The 18,376-nt window shown below is 42.3% G+C and carries 13 protein-coding genes; 7 read left to right on the top strand and 6 right to left on the bottom strand.

What is annotated here, in order from left to right; translation table 11 throughout:
• Positions 1-28: 28 nt before the first annotated feature.
• The 3 genes from cysE to ACPK8D_RS14845 all read right to left on the bottom strand — a co-directional run bounded on the left by cysE (position 29) and on the right by ACPK8D_RS14845 (position 2,815).
• Complete coding sequence (gene cysE, locus ACPK8D_RS14835) at positions 29-976, bottom strand: serine O-acetyltransferase (protein WP_424718630.1); 948 nt, start codon at positions 974-976, stop codon at positions 29-31.
• Between the two features lie 104 nt (positions 977-1,080).
• Positions 1,081-2,007, bottom strand: a complete 927-nt coding sequence (gene cysK, locus ACPK8D_RS14840; RefSeq protein WP_424718631.1) for a cysteine synthase A — start codon at positions 2,005-2,007, stop codon at positions 1,081-1,083.
• A gap of 367 nt (positions 2,008-2,374) precedes the next feature.
• Entirely contained in the window at positions 2,375-2,815 is a 441-nt protein-coding gene (locus tag ACPK8D_RS14845) for a transcriptional regulator (RefSeq protein ID WP_424718632.1), read from the bottom strand.
• A 297-nt stretch (positions 2,816-3,112) separates the two neighbouring features.
• On the opposite strand from ACPK8D_RS14845, the gene nifS reads away from it, so the two are divergent.
• The 5 genes from nifS (at position 3,113) to metX (ending at position 9,185) form a co-directional block, all read left to right on the top strand.
• The gene (nifS, locus tag ACPK8D_RS14850; RefSeq protein WP_424718643.1) at positions 3,113-4,270 is read left to right on the top strand and encodes a cysteine desulfurase NifS; all 1,158 of its coding nucleotides are present in this window, start codon (positions 3,113-3,115) and stop codon (positions 4,268-4,270) included.
• 126 nt (positions 4,271-4,396) lie between these two features.
• Complete coding sequence (gene nifU, locus ACPK8D_RS14855; protein WP_424718633.1) at positions 4,397-4,786, top strand: Fe-S cluster assembly scaffold protein NifU; 390 nt, start codon at positions 4,397-4,399, stop codon at positions 4,784-4,786.
• 55 nt (positions 4,787-4,841) lie between these two features.
• Positions 4,842-5,840 (top strand): quinolinate synthase NadA, encoded by a 999-nt coding sequence (gene nadA, locus ACPK8D_RS14860; protein ID WP_424718634.1) that lies wholly within the window; start codon positions 4,842-4,844, stop codon positions 5,838-5,840.
• Positions 5,841-6,243: 403 nt separating this feature from the next.
• Complete coding sequence (locus tag ACPK8D_RS14865; protein ID WP_424718635.1) at positions 6,244-7,587, top strand: O-acetylhomoserine aminocarboxypropyltransferase/cysteine synthase family protein; 1,344 nt, start codon at positions 6,244-6,246, stop codon at positions 7,585-7,587.
• A 2-nt stretch (positions 7,588-7,589) separates the two neighbouring features.
• Positions 7,590-9,185, top strand: a complete 1,596-nt coding sequence (metX, locus tag ACPK8D_RS14870; RefSeq protein WP_424718636.1) for a homoserine O-acetyltransferase MetX — start codon at positions 7,590-7,592, stop codon at positions 9,183-9,185.
• A gap of 416 nt (positions 9,186-9,601) precedes the next feature.
• Here the strand turns inward: metX and ACPK8D_RS14875 are convergent, their stop codons facing one another.
• On the bottom strand, positions 9,602-9,895 hold the full coding sequence (locus tag ACPK8D_RS14875; RefSeq protein ID WP_424718637.1) for a hypothetical protein: 294 nt from the start codon (positions 9,893-9,895) through the stop codon (positions 9,602-9,604).
• 280 nt (positions 9,896-10,175) lie between these two features.
• Between ACPK8D_RS14875 and ACPK8D_RS14880 the strand changes: the two genes are divergently transcribed.
• On the top strand, positions 10,176-10,871 hold the full coding sequence (locus ACPK8D_RS14880; protein WP_424718638.1) for a type 1 glutamine amidotransferase: 696 nt from the start codon (positions 10,176-10,178) through the stop codon (positions 10,869-10,871).
• Positions 10,872-11,083: 212 nt separating this feature from the next.
• Positions 11,084-12,262: a DUF4238 domain-containing protein gene (locus tag ACPK8D_RS14885; RefSeq protein WP_424718639.1), complete on the top strand. Its 1,179-nt coding sequence runs from the start codon at positions 11,084-11,086 to the stop codon at positions 12,260-12,262.
• 222 nt (positions 12,263-12,484) lie between these two features.
• Here the strand turns inward: ACPK8D_RS14885 and ACPK8D_RS14890 are convergent, their stop codons facing one another.
• Both ACPK8D_RS14890 and mprF read right to left on the bottom strand, forming a co-directional pair.
• Positions 12,485-14,908 (bottom strand): PKD domain-containing protein, encoded by a 2,424-nt coding sequence (locus ACPK8D_RS14890; protein ID WP_424718640.1) that lies wholly within the window; start codon positions 14,906-14,908, stop codon positions 12,485-12,487.
• Between the two features lie 277 nt (positions 14,909-15,185).
• The gene (mprF, locus tag ACPK8D_RS14895) at positions 15,186-17,822 is read right to left on the bottom strand and encodes a bifunctional lysylphosphatidylglycerol flippase/synthetase MprF (protein WP_424718641.1); all 2,637 of its coding nucleotides are present in this window, start codon (positions 17,820-17,822) and stop codon (positions 15,186-15,188) included.
• Positions 17,823-18,376: the final 554 nt, after the last annotated feature.

Here is an 18,376-nt window from a genome sequence, read left to right on the forward strand (position 1 = left end):
CGTTTTATTATTAAGCAGATATGATTTTTCAGGAGTATTCTACCTCTTTTTTGAATCGGTCCCAGCTCCAGGGCTCATCGAGGATATTAACATTAACGTTTTCTATCCCGCCCGCGCTCAGGACTTTTCGCCGCACCTGCTCCTTGAAGTACTCGATCATGGGACAGGAGCTTGTTGTCAATACAAGGTTTACGTCGACATTTGGCCCGTCGATTTTTACTTCCTTAACCAGGCCCAGTTTGACGATATCCATTCCTACCCCAGGGTCGATCACGTCTTTTAGCAGGGAATAAATTTGCTCATCTTTAAGTACTGTTCCTTGCGGAGTTTCCCCATGTCCGGAAATTAATTCTTCGTGTGCCTGGAACTCATCTTCTAACCTGCTCAGCCGGTCAAGCATCTGGCTTATCACAATAAGTCCGGGATCAGGCAGCTTATCATGGTCAAGTTGCCCTGTAGAAACCGGGGGACGCGGCTCCGCAATCCTTGCAGGGACTCCCACGACCGTAGCTCCGGCCGGGACTGGCCGGATCACAACCGAGCCTGCACCTATTTTAGCCCCTCTTCCAATAGTAATCGGCCCAAGTACGGCTGCTCCTGAACCGATAACCACGTCATTTTCAATAGTGGGATGACGTTTTGTCCTTTCCAGGGCTGTCCCGCCTAACACAACCCCCATATATATCAGGACGTCATCTCCCACTTCGGCAGTTTCTCCGATCACCACTCCGGACCCATGGTCTATGAAAACTCGTCTTCCAAGCTTTGCCCCGGGGTGGATCTCAATACCTGTCAACATTCTGGAGATATGAGAGAGCAGACGGGAAAGAAAGTAGAAGTGTTTATTCCAGAGCGAGTGGGATACCCTGTGTATCCAGATAGCGTGCAGTCCCGGATAGCAGCAGATTACCTCAAGTGTAGACCTTGCTGCAGGGTCTTTTTTAAAAACGGTTTCTATATCTTCTCTGATTCCCATTCGAAATCTTCCGGTTTTAATTCTCAAATCTATGATCGATCAGCCAGTCGTCTGACAATCTGTCAAATAATCGAGGATACTTCAATTAAACAGTTGGTGATAGCTTAGTCAAACAGGTCAGTGCTCAGATAGCGCTCTCCCGTATCCGGCAAGATCACAACAATTGTCTTCCCGCTCATTTCTTCCCTGGATGCAACCTGCAGTGCAGCATAGGTAGCAGCGCCTGAAGATATTCCTGCAAGGATCCCTTCTTCCTTTGCCAGGCGCCGGGCTGTAGCAGCGGCATCGTCTCCGGTAACTTTGATTACCTCATCGACCAGCTCAAGCCGAAGTACATCAGGAACAAAACCTGCACCGATTCCCTGGATCCTGTGCGGGCCAGTGCTCCCTCCGCTGAGCACGGGAGATTCGGCAGGTTCGACTGCAATTGCCTTAAAAGCAGGTTTCCGTTTTTTGATCACGCTGGCAACACCTGTTATAGTTCCGCCTGTTCCCACACCTGCTACAATTACATCCGCTTTGCCGTCCGTATCTTTCCAGATCTCTTCGGCCGTTGTCCTTCTGTGAATTTCAGGGTTTGCAGGGTTCTGGAATTGCTGGGTTATAAAGTAAAGCGCAGGATCGTCGGCAGCCATTTGCCCGGCTTTATTGACTGCCCCTCTCATCCCTTCTGCTCCCGGGGTCAGGACGAGTTCTGCTCCCAGAGCCTTGAGCAGTTTTCTTCGTTCTACTGTCATTGTCTCAGGCATAACCAGTATGAGCTTATAGCCGCGGGCCGCACAGACGCCTGCAAGTGCAATGCCGGTGTTGCCGCTGGTGGCTTCAACAATAGTGGTGCCCTCTTTGATTTTTCCTTCACGTTCGGCTTCTTCAACCATTGCCAGCCCGATTCTGTCCTTCACACTGCCCATAGGATTAAAGGATTCCACTTTCGCTAACACATCCGCATGCAGGCCTTCTGTTATGCGGTTTAGCCTGACAAGAGGTGTATTGCCAATTGTCCAGGTTATGTCGGAATAGATTCGCCCCATATTATCTACCGTCTCCTGCAGCTTATTTCTTCCAGGCTCATGTAGTTTTTATTTTCCCTTTTATTCCCTTAGACTATATTATAAACTGCCAGTGATGTATGTTTTTTCACTCAAACCTTTTTCAGGCAATTACAGTTTCTCGAATTTCACTTCAATCAGCCTGAAAATCCGGAATTGAGCGGCCAGTACTGCTGCAACATACAGGCAATTCACAGAAATTCACAATTGTGAATTCATCTTATCTTAAATATAGTTATCGAGAACATATTTATTGAGCTATTTCTTATTGAAAAAACATGCCTGCAAACTGAAGAGATACCGGCAGCAGGAAATAGAAAAACGATGAAGGAACCGATAAAAGTTGGCTCTACGCTTCGGATTCTGGTCGGTCTTCGGTTTTATCTTCCGCTTTATCTTCTGTTTTATTTTCTGCTTTATTTTCGGTTTTACCTTCTTCTTTATATTGCATTTTGTTGTTGGCCTGTTCTTCCGGGCCGCAGCCGCTATTGCACTTCTTTTCAATTCCTCTGGCACTTACGCAGATCTCACAGATCCTTACTACAAAGTCAGAGGTCTTATTATCGATCAGGTCCTGAGCAAGTTTTTCGATCAATTCTTTCGTCTCGCCCTGAAACTCGATCCTGTACCCTCTTTTTCCGGAAATATACTGGGAAACTGCCGATGGGGCAATCCCCAGCAATTTTGCCGACGTTGCCTGTGACTGTCCTTTTTTCACAAGTTCGATTGCAAGACTGGCCCTTATTGCGGGGACCAGATCCCACACAATCTTCTGACACGGAGTTTCCATAGCTACCCTCATTTTTAAGGTTTACAATTGAGAACAAATATACCTTATCCACATATATTTATTATCAGTGAAAAAAATAATAATAAGATTGTCCGGACAGACATAAGAGGAGGTAAAAGTTTTGAAAGACAGCTCAACTTCTAAAGTTTTCAGAATTCTCCGAAAACGTTCCGGATTTTCTCCTGCATATCCATTTTTTCCGCGTATCTCATGATAAAACTTAAATAGTCACAATTGTTATGATTATTCACAATTGTGAAGGTGAACAATGTGACTGTTGAAGACAGGGCCATTTACATGGACAGCTCGGCTACAACTCCTGTAAGAAAAGAGGTTGTTGAAGAGATGCTTCCTTATATGACAGAAAATTTCGGAAATCCTTCTTCCATTTATGAGATAGGAAAAATCTCAAAACATGCGATAGACAAAGCCAGGAAAAAAGTTGCTGATGCGCTCGGGGCTGAAGAGAGTGAAATCTATTTTACATCCGGAGGCACGGAATCCGATAACTGGGCAATTAAGGGAATAGCCTTTGCAAACCGGAATAAAGGAAAACACATAATCACCTCTTCTATCGAACATCACGCAGTCCTGCATACCTGTGCCTGGCTGGAAGGGAAGGGCTTTGAGGTAACATACCTGCCTGTGGACAAATACGGAATGGTTTCCCCTGAGGGGCTGAAGAAGGCGATTCGAGAGGATACCATCCTTATTTCCATAATGCTTGCCAACAACGAAATAGGGACAATCCAGCCTTTAGAGGAAATCGGAAAAATTGCGAAAGAAAACCGGGTATATTTCCACACGGATGCGGTGCAGGCAATAGGCCATGTCCCTATCGATGTCAAAAAAATGAATATCGACCTTCTCTCCCTTTCAGGGCATAAGTTCGAAGGCCCAAAGGGCTGCGGAGCTCTCTACATCCGGAATGGAGTAAAAATAGAGCCCCTTCTGCACGGTGGAACCCAGGAAAAAAAGCGCAGGGCCGGAACCGAGAATGTCCCTGCTATTGCGGGCCTTGGAAAAGCTATAGAGCTTGCAGCAGCCGAAACTGAAGAATCAAATAAAACCCTGCTGGAGCTGAGAGAGCGCCTTATCATAGAGTTTCTGAAAATCCCGAAAACCCATCTCAACGGACACCCGACACAGAGGCTTGCAAATAACGTAAATGTCACGTTCGAATACATAGAGGGTGAATCGCTTCTGCTGCTACTGAATGCAAAAGGAATTTCCGCGTCTACGGGAAGCGCTTGTAACTCGACTTCTCTCGAACCCTCGCACGTGCTTACAGCCTGCGGAGTCCCGCACGAAATCGTTCACGGTTCACTCAGGCTCAGCCTCGGAAGGATGAACTCCGAAAAAGATGTGAACAGGGTACTTGAGGTTGTGCCTGAGATCGTGCAAAAGCTGAGAAATATGTCCCCACTGACCCCGAAAGAGTACAGAACCCTTTGAAAGAAAGCAGAGCACGATACAGGCGGAAACTGAAATACATTTGAAATACATTTGAATAAAAACTCTGTCTTGGAAATCTGCTTTAGAATAATTTAAGAATTTAAAGATAGCATTGGAGGACAACTAATGGACTACAGCCTTAAAGTAATGGATCATTTTTCAAATCCCAGGAATATGGGAAGCATTGAAAACAGTGACGGAATAGGAGAGGTCGGGAACGCAAAGTGCGGAGACATAATGAAAATCTATCTCAGGATTGAGGATAACCGGATTGCGGAAGTGAAGTTCCAGACTTTCGGATGCGGAGCTGCAATTGCCTCAAGCAGCATGGCAACCGAACTCATTAAAGGAAAAACCCTGGAAGAAGCCTGGAAACTTTCAAACAAAGCCGTTGCAGAGGCCCTTGACGGACTTCCTCCGATAAAAATGCACTGTTCAATGCTTGCAGAAGAAGCGGTCCATGAGGCAATTAATGATTATCTCAGGAAAAAAGGACTTGAGCGGTGGACAGAATAAGATTAATTCCGTGTTTTTCCGGCTAAAGTGAGATTAAAAAAGATTATTTGTGAAGATGAGATTAAAACCAGATCAAAACAAGATTAAGACAAGGTCAAAACCAGATCAAAATGAGATTATCTGTCAAAATGAGATTGTTATGGAGAACCAATTACTTATTGAAGAAATAAAAAAACTTAAAGCCGAAAGGAATGCAGTAATCCTTTCTCACTTTTACACCAGACGCGAAGTTCAGGAAGTTGCGGATTTTGTCGGGGATTCCCTTTCCCTTTGCAAAGCCGCAGTTAATTTAAAAGCCGATGTCATAGTCTTTGCAGGCGTTCACTTCATGGCAGAATCGGCATCAATTATTTCTCCTGAAAAGACAGTTCTTTTACCCGTACCCGATGCAGGCTGCCCTATGGCGGATATGGTTACAGCGGAATCACTGCGGGATGCAAAAGAGAAACATCCCGAAGCCGCAGTCGTGAGCTATGTGAACAGTTCGGCGGCCGTAAAAGCCGAATCCGATATCTGCTGCACATCGGCAAATGCGATAAATGTGGTAAATTCAATTGAAGAGCAGGAGATTCTTTTTATTCCGGATAGAAACCTGGGAGCTTTTGTATCCCTTCATACCGACAAAAAGATACACCTCTGGCCCGGGTATTGCCATGTTCATGATAATATCAGTAATGAGAATATACAGGAATTAAAAAAGCTGCATCCTGATGCCGAATTTCTTGCACATCCCGAGTGCAGGCCTGAAGTCCTTAGCTTTGCAGACCGGATTCTCAGCACCTCAGGAATTGTAAGAGAAGTGGGAAGTTCAGGTTCCACGGAATTCATAATCGGAACCGAAAGGGAGATTGTTCGAAGCCTGAAAAGGAAATACCCGGATAAGAAATTTTATCCTGCTTCCGAAAAGGCTTTTTGCTACAATATGAAAAAAATCACCCTCGAAGCTGTCCTGAACAGCCTGCAGAATATGGAATATGACATCCACGTTTCGGAGCATATAAGGGTGAAAGCCAGAAAAGCCCTGGATAGAATGCTTGAGATTAGTGGAAATTGAATACTGAGAAGGGCTTCAGCCTCTTTTCCTTTAGTTTTCACGAAATTTTTTTCACGAAAGATTCCCGGTATTCTAGAATTTGGGCTTTGTTTATTATTATGGATAATTATTTATATTATTATTTATTATTATGAGTAATTAAGTGTATTTACATTTATAATTTTAATAAGTAATTATTTATACTATTATCACGATTGTGATGATGCAGTCACAATTGTGAACATGTGCAAAAAGAGTATGAGCGTCAGGATGGCAGAGTGGTGATGCTTCCGGCTGCAACCCGGAATTATGTGAGTTCGATTCTCACTCCTGACTTTTAGAAGATCGAAAAAAAGTCGAAAAAGAGACGCTGAGAAATAGCCGTGCGGGATAGCAGAGAAGTCTGGCACGGAGGTAAGATGAGATGACGGACGAAAACAGTAACCGGAACGAGAAAGAAAGCAGGGGAAGTAAGGAAACTCGGACAAAAAAGAGATCCGAAGGTCTGGGAGTTTCTACCCTTGCCGTGCACGCAGGCGCAAAACCTGACCCTGCTACAGGAGCAAGGTCAGTTCCGATTTATCAGACTGCAGCATACGTATTTAATGACACCGAGCATGCAGCCGACCTTTTCGGGCTCAGGAAAGAAGGCAATATCTATACCCGCCTGATGAACCCTACAACCGATGTTTTTGAAAAAAGAATTGCTGCCCTTGAAAGAGGCATAGGTGCGCTTGCAACCTCCTCAGGAATGGCTGCAATTACAACCGCACTTCTCACTTTTACAAAACCCGGAGACGAAATCGTATCAGGGGATAAGCTTTACGGGGGCACCTACGAGCTTTTCAACTATACTTTCCCCAAACTCGGAAGAACCGTAAAATTCGTAGACTCTAATAAGCCTGAAAATTTCAAAGCTGCAATCTCCGAAAAAACAAAAGCCTTGTACGTGGAATCAATAGGAAATCCCGGGCTTGATATTCCCGATTTTGAAGAACTGGCAGGGATTGCCCATGCCGCAGGAATTCCTCTTGTTGTGGACAACACGGTTTCTCCCCTGATCTTAAGGCCGATTGAGCACGGGGCCGACGTAGTCGTACTCTCTGCGACAAAATTCATAGGCGGTCATGGAACTTCCATAGGAGGGGTAATTGTCGATTCCGGAAACTTTGACTGGAGCCCCGAAAAATTCCCTGAAATCTGCGAGCCCGATCCCGGATACCACGGCCTGAAATATAAGGAAGCTTTTGGAAAGGCAGCTTTTATTGCAAAAGCCAGGGTGCAGTTCATGAGGGATATCGGAGCATGCATTTCTCCCTTTAACTCTTTCCTGTTAACCCTGGGGCTTGAAACTCTGCCTCTCAGGATGAAAAAACATTGTGACAATGCCCTGGAGATTGCAAAGTTTCTGGAAAAGCACCCTAAAGTTTCCTGGGTTTCCTATCCCGGACTTGAATCCCATGGCAGCCATGAGCTTGCAAAGAAATATCTTAAATCAGGCTCTGGTGCACTGATAGGGTTTGGGATCAAAGGCGGAGCCAGTGGGTGCAAAAAGTTTATCGAAGGGCTTGAGATTTTTTCCCACCTTGCAAACATCGGGGATGCAAAAAGCCTTGTAATCCATCCGGCTTCAACCACCCATGAACAGCTATCAAAGGAAGAACAGTTTGCCTGCGGCGTTACTGAGGACTTTATCAGGCTTTCCATAGGAATCGAGGATGAAAAGGACCTGATTTTCGATATTGATCAGGCACTCTCCGGGGTTTGAGCATGGAAATCTCGGCTCAAATTCCTTCTTTTAAAAACTTTTTTTCAGGAAAAAAAGGCCAGAACCTGGGGATAGTCCGTTCAATGAACTATGAAATTCCAGGGATTTTCAGGTTGGAGAGTGGAAAGACCCTGACCCGTGTCAGGATAGAGTACGAGATGTACGGGAGGATGAATGCGGATAAGAGCAATGTCATCCTGATCTGCCACGCCCTTACCGGTGATGCCCATGCTGCAGGGTTTCACGCAGGCGACAAAAAGCCAGGCTGGTGGAATATTGTAATCGGCCCGAATAAGGCCTTTGACACGGACAAATACTGCATTGTCTGTTCAAATATTATCGGGGGATGCAAGGGTTCTACAGGCCCTTCTTCCATTAACCCTGAAACCGGAAAACCCTACGGCATCTCTTTTCCCGTACTCACTATCGCGGATATGGTAAATGCCCAGAAAAAACTTGTCGAGCATCTGGGGGTAAAACAGCTTTTTGCAGTTGCAGGCGGCTCGATGGGTGGAATGCAGGTGCTTCAATGGACTGTCAGTTACCCGAAAATGGTTAAAAAAGCGATTGCAATCGCAACAACTGCATCCACGACCCCGCAGCAAATCGCATTCGGGGCAATAGGTCGAAAAGCCATAACCGATGATCCGAACTGGAACGGGGGAAATTATTACGGGAAAGAAAGCCCTGCACAGGGACTGGCACTTGCCCGCATGATAGGCCATATTACCTACTTAAGTGATGCTTCCATGCAAAAGAAGTTCGGAAGAGCTCAGCAGGCTGAAGCAGGCCCGGATTTGCCAAAAATCTCTTCAGAAGCTTCTTCAGATATCTCTTTAAGAACCTCTTCAGATATCTCTTCAGATACCTTTCCGGAGCGCTCCTCGGATTTCCAGGTCGAAAGTTATCTGAATTACCAGGGAGATACCTTTACGAAGCGTTTTGATGCCAATTCCTACCTCTATATTACAAAAGCCGTGGATTTTTTTGACCTTTCAAAAAACGGGTCCCTTATAGAGGGCTTTTCCGGGGTTACAGAAAAATACCTTGTGATTTCCATAACCTCAGACTGGCTCTATCCTCCCTACCAGTCCCAGGAAATCGTAGCTGCGCTTACGGCAAACGGGGTTGATGCCAAATACGAGGAAATCCGGTCCCAGTACGGGCATGATGCTTTTCTGCTTGAAGAAGGTCAGCTCAACTACCTTATAAGGGGCTTTCTCTCACAGATTCTCGTAAGCGACATCATGAACTCGAATTTCTATTCGGTTTCCAAGGATGAAACGCTGGAAAATGCCTCAATGCTTATGGTAAAAAAGAAAGTAAACCATCTGCCTGTAGTATCCGAAGATGGAAAGCTTGAAGGCATAGTTACTTCCTGGGATATCACAAAAGCCGTCGCCTGCAAAATTACCGAGCTGAAGGAGATAATCACCCGCGACGTGAAATATGTGTACTCAGGTGAAAAAATCGAGACCGCCTCTTCAATAATGGAAGACTACTCGATTTCCGCGCTTCCTGTTATCGATTCCGAAAATCGGATAATAGGCATGGTTACAAGTGAAAGCATAAGCGCTCTTATAGGAAGGTTCGGTTAACTCAGAGGGTTCGGTTAATTCAGAAGGTTCGGTTAATTCAGGAAGGTAATTTAACTTTCAGAAAATAGGGTTGAAAGGCAGAATTCTTCCCTTTCGCCATATAATTTTTCAAGTTTGCTTTCAAACTGAAAATGAAGGTTTCTTTTTGTTTAATCGATTCATACTATTCCAGAGCAACCTGAATGGTATTCTCCTGCCGTTATTGTCCCGCGCAAATGCGCGGCTGAAACCGGCTGCCGTCGACTGAATAAAAGTGAAATCATCAGATGTCATGTAAAAAGGAAATTAAAAATATCAATAATTTATATTTAGCAGATGTCATAGAGGTCTACAAAAGCCGCAAAAAATAATCTTTCAAATCTGATTCTGTAAGACGGATACGCCTTCTTTCTCAGATCTTTCCGTTGTCGGATTTATTAATAAACTTTCATGAGCTTTTTTGGTGATTTTTCTTTTTTAGAGATTTTACTTGAAGCTATCATAAAGGTAGAGATGAATATTATCGCGAGTATTATCAGGTTTACAGTACTGCTTAGATCCGAAAGATTATTGACAAAAGGACTGGTTATAGAATAACCGGCGTTACTGACTGAATAGGTGTTCTCCGGATGTAATCCGTAATAAGCTGCCTCTATAATTACTGTTACAAGTGAGATTAAAGTGGCTATCATTAAACTGCGCATTATTATTTCAAATTTCATCTTGATCATCTTTATAACTGCATCCTGAAATATAAGTTTATTTCAGCCGGGTACCCTGCAGATTTTTCGAAAGGGATAGAAACTTCCCCATGAGCGCATTGAATTAAGTTATTTTTGTCCTGTTCCCGGCGCGGCTGGAACCGGCCGCTATCAATTAAAATAAAAGAGTAAAATCGGAAGACCTGTAACAAAGAAGATGCGGACAAAGCATCTTCGCACTGGCAGTAGTTATAGAATTTTGAGTGAACGAAATACAAACATTTAAGTTCGAAACTATAACTGATTTCTCATGAAAATCCACGTTCTCCAGCACTCCTCCGTAAACACCCTCGGGACTATTGAAGAATATGCAAAAACTAAAAACCACATGCTTGAATCAACCCGTTTTTACGAAACGAAAAGCCCTCAAGAGCCTGGTTCTTTTGATCTTCTCATCATCATGGGCGGTCCTATTGGAATCTATGATTACGACGAAAATCCCTGGCTGAAAGATGAAAAAGCGTTTATCAAACAGGCAATCGAAGCAGGAAAGCCTGTGCTTGGAATCTGCCTTGGAGCCCAGATGCTTGCCGACATCCTCGGGGCCCGCGTTTATGAAAACAGGTACATGGAAATGGGCTGGTTTCCTGTAAGGGCATCTGGCGGCGAAAATAAGCCGGAATTTCTTGAAGGGCTGCCGGAAGAGATCACAGTTTTCCACTGGCATTCGCGGACTTTTGACCTGCCGGCAGGGGCTGTTCACCTTTTTGAAAGTGAGGGCTGTAAGAATCAGGGGTTTATTTATAAGGGCAGGGTTGTAGCGCTTCAATTTCACCCTGAGGTGAATGAAGAGAGAATCCAGTCTCTGATCGAGCGGTTTGGAGAAGGGGTGGTTAAAGGGCTGTTTGTGCAAAAGAAGCAGGAAATGCTCGGAAAGAATGAATACTTGGCAGGGACAAAAGAGTTTATGTTTTCAGTGCTGGATAAGTTTGAGAAAATGATTTAAAATATCTCCAGCCGCCAAAACTAATGAAAGATGCAAAAAACTTCTTCTACCCAACCTGGTTAAGCTTCGCGCCCGCCTGAACTCCAAACTCTAAACATCCCGATACATGAGTCAAAATAAAATAGAAATGTACAATATATATTGTAATGTATTACTACCTATGGCTTTTAATGAATAAAAAATCTAAAATAATCAGATAGAAGCGATTTTTCATGGCATATCGTAAAAAGCAACATATCATACCGCAGCATTACTTAAAGGGATTTTCAAAAGAAAGAGATGATCCTACAATTAGTACTGGAAATAAAATAATCTATTGTCATAATGTAAAAATTGAAAAGAGACATAAGAGTGCTATCAAAAATATAAGCTATGGGAATTACTTTTATGGAAAAGATGAATTATATGAAGTTAATGACTTAGATGATGAAAATTCAGATGAAGATAGTTTAGATTGTAAAAACTTAGAAGATGTGCTTAATAGATTTGAAACTCAACATAATGATTTGCTAGATCACGTAATAGACAACAAAAATTTGGCTCTAACACTAGAAGAAATGTATTCTTTGTACTATTTTCTTATTCTGCTAAAAACTAGAACAAAAGGTGCTAGAGAACATGCTGTAAAATCAATTAAGACCATCTCTGAAAGCGTTGGCCAAATGTATTTTGATAAGAACGATCATGACGATCTTAGGGTTGAAGCACTACCAGATCCAATAGTAACTCACACTGAATTTATGCAAGCTCTCTTGGGTTCCATAGATAAGAACTTACATTTAATAGTCGACTTGAGCGCAGTCTTGCTAATAAATGATACGGAAACAAACTTTATAACTAGCGATAATCCGGTTATATTCTACAATTATATTGCTCCTAAATACACTAAATACAAGATTACAACTGCTTTTGCATGTAGCGGTTTTATGATGTTCTGTCCAATAACAGAAAAATTGTCAATTCTGTTTTATGACAAAGATTTATACCATGTACATAAACATTCACAAACTACTGTTAAGATAAAAGAGAAATCAGACATCGATTCAATTAATACGTTACAAGTGCTGAACTGCAATGAAGAAATTTATTGCTACGATGAAAGCGAAATAGATTATATAAAAAATCTCCGTTCAAGGGTTGAAAAATATATAAAAGAGCCAAAAGTGACTTTCACTAAACTCAACAAAAAGTACAAACATCCTGATGCAATAGGCGACGAAATTTATTCACAACAATTTATGCCCTATTATAAAATTAGACTTTCTTTCCTTAAGTTTAATGAAGAAAGCATGAAAATCTACAAAGAAATTGAAGAATCTAAAAACAAGAATAACATTCCATGTACTGTATTTAGACAGGAGCTTAGGAATACACTTTCATTTAAAGCCTAATAAAGCCTAATAATAGACTTAATCCTTCTCAAAACTCATCACTATTTTTTGCTTTCTATCTCGATATAGCTTAATGTTTAATTTACTATTGCTCTTGATGCGTATGAAGGGGCCGTAGGCATCAGGATATTCCAAACGTTTCCTGAGAATTATAATTCTTTACTTTACCTTAATAAAAAAAGTTAAGGAAAGAGATCTTTCCCAACTTTCAACCTTCCGAGATCATTTTTTCTTATGAATAATTACAGAGCCACCACTAATAGCAGTTGATGGTTCCAAATCTTCACTTGTTCCTATTTCATTGTCATAAATTGTGTTCCCACTTTCCTTATCCCAGATTTTTATCCTGAACCTATCAACGCCATCACCTTTGATTGCTCCATCAACAGCATTCAATATGAACCCATAGTTACCTTTCCCATTAATGGTTCCAGTACCTTTGTATTTGGCCTGTGATCCGGCAACGATAAGCCAATCATAACTTTCTGAACTGAAGTTCAGGTTTGCAAGATTGAACTGGAATTCTGTCTTTCCAGTTGGTACTGTAGTAGCTTTCTGGTACTTCGAAACGAATCCAAACATTGCTTTGCCTGCGAGGGTATTATCCGGTACATACGCACCTGCAGGAGAGTTGATCCAGCCACCGCCGGTTACAAATCCACCCTGAGGATCGTACACGACAACACAATTGGGTGCTTTCTGTGTAGCAATTCCCCCATTGTTATCTTTTACTGTAAAGCTGGCTGTATAGACACCTGGGGAATTATACACATGAGAAGTTGCAAAACTGGATGAAACTTGAGACTCAGGTGTGCTTCCATCTCCCCAATCCCATCCGGCAGTTAATTCGTCCAAACTTCCAAGGTACGTAACATTCGCGCTGGCTGTAATACTGGTGCCTACTGGCACTGGATCAAGAGGAACTGAAATCGAGTTGATAGTGGGAGGAGGGATTAAAACATTGATTGTAATATCCTTTGATGCTGTATTGTAGGTTGCAGCATCCGTTGGTGTAAAATCAACATGTAATGTTTGAGAACCTGCACTCAATACAGTACCTGCTGCCGGAGTGTAAACAAAGGTTCCAGGAACTGAATTCCCAGTATTAGGGTCAGTTGCAATTGCATTTAACTGTTCGGAGCTCAATGCTGTTCCAGCTTTGATATCAGCAGGATTATTCCAGGTAATTGTAGGAGTCTTAAGGAGTGCTGGCAAGACAATTATTGTAGCAGTTTTTGAACTTGTGCCATTTGGATTGCTTGCTGTTAGATTAACTGTATAGGTTCCTGGATTTGTGTACGTATAAACAGGAGCTTCTTCTATCGAGTCAATAATTCCATCATTCTCAAAGTCCCAATTTCTGGATATAGAATTTACTGATAAATCTGTAAATTGGACTGAGAGAGGAACATAACCCTCAGTGACATTACTACTAAAGTTCGCTAACGGCAATATCGGTTTTTCTAAAACAGTTATTGTTCCAAGGGTTGAATTTGTACCGCTTTCGTTACTTGCTGTCAGATTAACAATATAAGTTCCTGCTGTAGAATAAGTATGTGTTGGATTCTGCTCGGTTGAACTGAACCCGTTTCCAAAGTTCCAACTTACTCCTGTTGCATTCTCAGAAAGGTCTGTAAACTGTACAGTCAATGGAGCATAGCCCTCAGTGACATTGCTGCTGAAATTTGCAACAGGAAATATTAATTTTGGTAAGGGGGTGATTGCAACTCCATAAGGAAATTGTCCTACGTTCACGGAGGCTATAACAGTGTTTGTGTCTGTGTCAATGACCGAGACATTATTGCTATGTGAGTTTGTCACGTACACTTTTGTTCCATCTGGAGTGACTGCAACTTCTTCGGGTTGATATCCTACAGGCACAACGGCTGTAACAGTATTTGTAGCTGTATCAGTTACAGAGACAATATTACTACTATGGTGAGTTGCACATAACTCTGTTCCCGTTGGATTAACTGTAATTCCATATGGGCTGCCTATATCGATATTATACTTGAGAGTATCTGTAACAGTGTTAGTTGTGACGTCAATTACAGAAATAAGATCTTTGCTTGGATGTGCCACATATACTTTTGTTCCTTCGGGGTTGACTACAACTTCCGCAGGACCAACTTCATCATTTATCGTAGCTGTAACAGTATTGGTTTCAGTGTCGATTACAGAGACGGCGTTGATGCCGGTGACCGCCACATATACCTTTGTTCCGTCAGGGGTGACTGCAAGGCCCATAGGATATGCTCCTACAGGAACAGTGGCTGTAACGGTGTTTGTTGCTGTGTTAATAACAGAGACAGTACCGGAAGATTCAGAGTTCGTGACATATACCTTTGTTCCATCCGGTGTTACTGCAACTCTTATAGGATGGACTCCTACACTCACCGTTTTTGTAACAGTATTTGTGGCTGTGTCAATTACGGAAACAGTGGAATCAGGGTATTGATATCCATTTCCAGGGTTTGTCACATATACTTTCGTTCCATCCGGTGTTACTGCAACTCCTTGAGGGCCATACCCTACGTTAACAGTGTCTGTAACTGTATTTGTGGCCGTGTCAATTACAGAGACCGTGTTGCTGTTTATATTCGTAATATATGCAAACGGCTCTGCGCCTGCAATGCTCACTAGCATTAAAAGAGCCAGTAATGTTATTCCTAAAATTCCAATGAGAGAATAACCTCTTCGTGTTTCATCACATTTTGTTTCTTTCATTCCAAACCTCAGCAAATTAATTTTGAATTTAGAATGAAAAACAGTTAAAAGTAAAATTACATAACGCTTTTCTGTATAAAGAAAATAATTCAAATAGAAAGGATTCCTTCCTATTATTTAGGCTAATTTTATATTATTTTGGCTGTTAGTCGGAGATGGGTTTAAAGGAAAAATATAGCGGCAAATTTCTGAAAAATCATTCAGGCAGCTTTTCGGGCACCTGATGCCCTCTGCGGCTTGCTGCTCGTTTATTTTCTTTCGAGAAAATCCCTTTCATTCCTCCTGAAATCAGGGCTGCTATATCTTTTAAGACAAGGCCCTGTTTGAACCCTTTGGGGAGAGCGATATACCGCGGGCTCCAGACGGGATTGAATTTCTCCTTAAAGTCCCGTAATCCTTTATAATTATAAAAGTGTTCTCCGTGAGCAAAAATTAAAGCCCCGATTTTATGCCAGACCGGAGCAAATTGCCGGTTTTCAAGCCCTGAAAGGGGGGCCATTCCAAGAGAAAAACTCCTGTATCCTTTTTCTTGCCCCCAGAGCATCAGCTTGACAAAAAGGTATTCCATTGTCCTGTCCGGGGCATTGGGGCTGTGGCGCATCAGGTCAACACTGATTTCTTCGTTATCTGCGCTGGGCCATATGTTTGCAAAGGCAACGATCTCGGATTCATTCCTCACAAGGGCAACCGGGAAGTTAATCAGGTATTTCTCGTCGAAAAATCCAATTGAGAATCGCTTTTCCTTTCCTGCTTTCATTTCCAGCCAGGCATCCGAGATCTGCCGGAGTTCAGGCATAAGACCGAGAACCGCTTCTCCGGAGACAATTTCAAACCTGTATCCCTTTTTCTCCACGTTCCGCACTGTATAGCGGAAATCTTTGCTTGCACTTCCTTCCAGGGTAAAATCCTCGAGGGGAACTTTAGCCTCTTCCCCGATTTTTATCAGGGTCAGGCCAAGGTCAAGATAAACAGGAATATACTTTTCGCTCACCTCATAAAAAGCAGCCCTTCCCTGGTTCAGTTTACTCATTTCATAAAAGTCCCAGATCAGCTCTTTTGCCTGGCTGCTGGTTCCAACAAGGTCTCCCATTGCAACCCAGGTCTTTCCGGAAATCCCATACATCAAAAAAGCCTGCTTTTCGTCGTCGAATAGCAGGTACTTGTCCCCGGTAAACACCAGGTTTCCAGCCGTTTCCTGACTCCGGTTGATAATTGTTTTTGCAAGCTCCATTTCCTCTTCCCCTGGCTGGCGAACATCCCTGGAAAAGGGGCTCAGCATTCTTGCCATCCCAAAAACCAGCAGCAGGAGGAAAGTTCCAACAGTAGCCCTCAAAAAGCTGGACGCCTGGGAATTAATCCCGAACTGCCACCAGAGCTCGTTTGAATATTCCACATTCCTGTAAGAAAAAAACCCAAGCCAGACGAAGCTCACAAGCACCAGAATTATAGCAATTACATTCTTCCGGCTAAAAGACTGATGCATAAGCGAGGATTTTCTGTAAAAATACTTTCTGCAGGGAAGCAAAAAGAAAAACAGGGTAAAAAGGGCTACAGCTTCAAAATAATCAAAATCTTTCAACAGGGCAAAAATCCCACCCATCAAAAGTACGGCAAGGGAGAGAATATAGGCTCCGTCAATCCTTTTCCAGAGCCCGTTTGCCAGAAGCAGGAGTAAAACACCCATGATGCTTCCAAAAAGTCTGGAGAACTCTATAAGGGGAAGAGGAACAGTATAAGTGAGATCATAGAGGTATCTGGGGTTTGAAGGCAGGGCTCCGGAAAAGAGGAGGGAAACGCCTCCAAGAAAGATAAAAACAGAGAAAATCTGAGGTACTAGCTGTGACAGGCTGGAATACGTCGCTTTCCCCATTTTCTTCAGAAAATCTTCTCTCTCTTCATATTCATGGAATATAAGGGCCAGGAACCCGAATAGGAAAGGAACAAAATAGTAAATTGTCCTGAAGATGAGAAGTGGTCTTATTATATCGATCGTACCGAAATACGGTTCCAGCATAAACAACATCAGGGTCTCAAAAACTCCGAGCCCTCCCGGAACAGTACTTATCAAACCTATAATCTGCGCCAGCGCAAAGAATACAAGTACATGAAGCAGGGTAAGCTGGGGATTTGAGGGTAAAAGGAAATAGATAATGCTTCCTGAAAGCAGGTAATCTACTGACGATAAAGCAAGCTGCATGAAAGCTGTTTTCGGTTCAGGAATCCTTATCTGGTACTCTTTTCTCCTGAAACTCCACTTCCTGAACGATAAAAAGAAATAAGCAGCAACAAACAGCAGTAATAAAATTCCGACAATGTTTAACGGGACAGGAATCTCGGGTGCGTAATCCGACAGTTTAACAGGGTAGAATGTGAAGAGCAGGCCTCCGACAAAGCAAAAGCCTATCCAGAAGGTGAAAATGCAAAAAACTATAATTTCCCATATCTGGCGTAAATCCAGCCCGTTTCTCGAATACAACCTGTATCTCAGGGAACTTCCTGTCAGAATATTAAAGCCAACATTGTAACTTATGGATGTGCTGATAAAAGAAACCCTGGCAGTCTGCTTATAAGGCACAGGGTGGTTAATATGACGAACTGCCAGGTAATCATAACCTGTTAAAGCAAGATAACTCAAGAAAGTTAAAAAGAAAGCAAGCTCTATATGGCTAAGTGGAATGCTGGCAATACTCTTGACAATATACATCGAGTGCAAATGACGTACCTGTCTATCTAGAGTCCACAAAGCCAGGGAAAATATAACCGCAGGCAGAAGATAGCTTACAAGCCTCTCGATTTTAAGGGTTTTTTCTCGCATACTTCCTTTATCTGTCATTGAGATCAGCGTTTTTCTCACATTTTATCCTTATTTTTAATTTCTTATTCCAACATACTAAATTATTTCCTCAAGATATATACATCTTGTTACCTGAGCCAAATGACAATTTCAGGACTGTGTATGTTTTGAATTCGGTAATCCTTCGAGCTGGTTGCCATAAATTAATAGATGAACAGATAAATTAAAAAGTAAGTTATCTAGATCATGAGAAAAGCTAAGAAAGGAGAGACTACTGTTTTTCTTTCATGTATTGAGTCTCCTTCACTTCATATTTTTTAATTATAGCTTATTTTTTTCTTTTCACTTTCACACTTTTCTTTTCATTTTCGCACTTTGATTTTCAGTTTCAGATCTTTTTAACGGATTTTCATTTCTTTGATTCTTGGTTATTAGTCGATTTTTGGTTAAGAAGTAAAGTATTTATTGGGGGAGAACTTTAACAATTTTTTACTTCAGTTGTACTTATGTTTAATTTGTTCTATTTTTGGGGTAGGGTTGATGGCAGGAAAACTATCTGACGAATTTTCACTCTTCATTGAAGATACCTGTGC

The organism is Methanosarcina sp. (assembly GCF_049706645.1).
In the GTDB taxonomy this organism is placed as follows: Archaea; Halobacteriota; Methanosarcinia; order Methanosarcinales; family Methanosarcinaceae; genus Methanosarcina.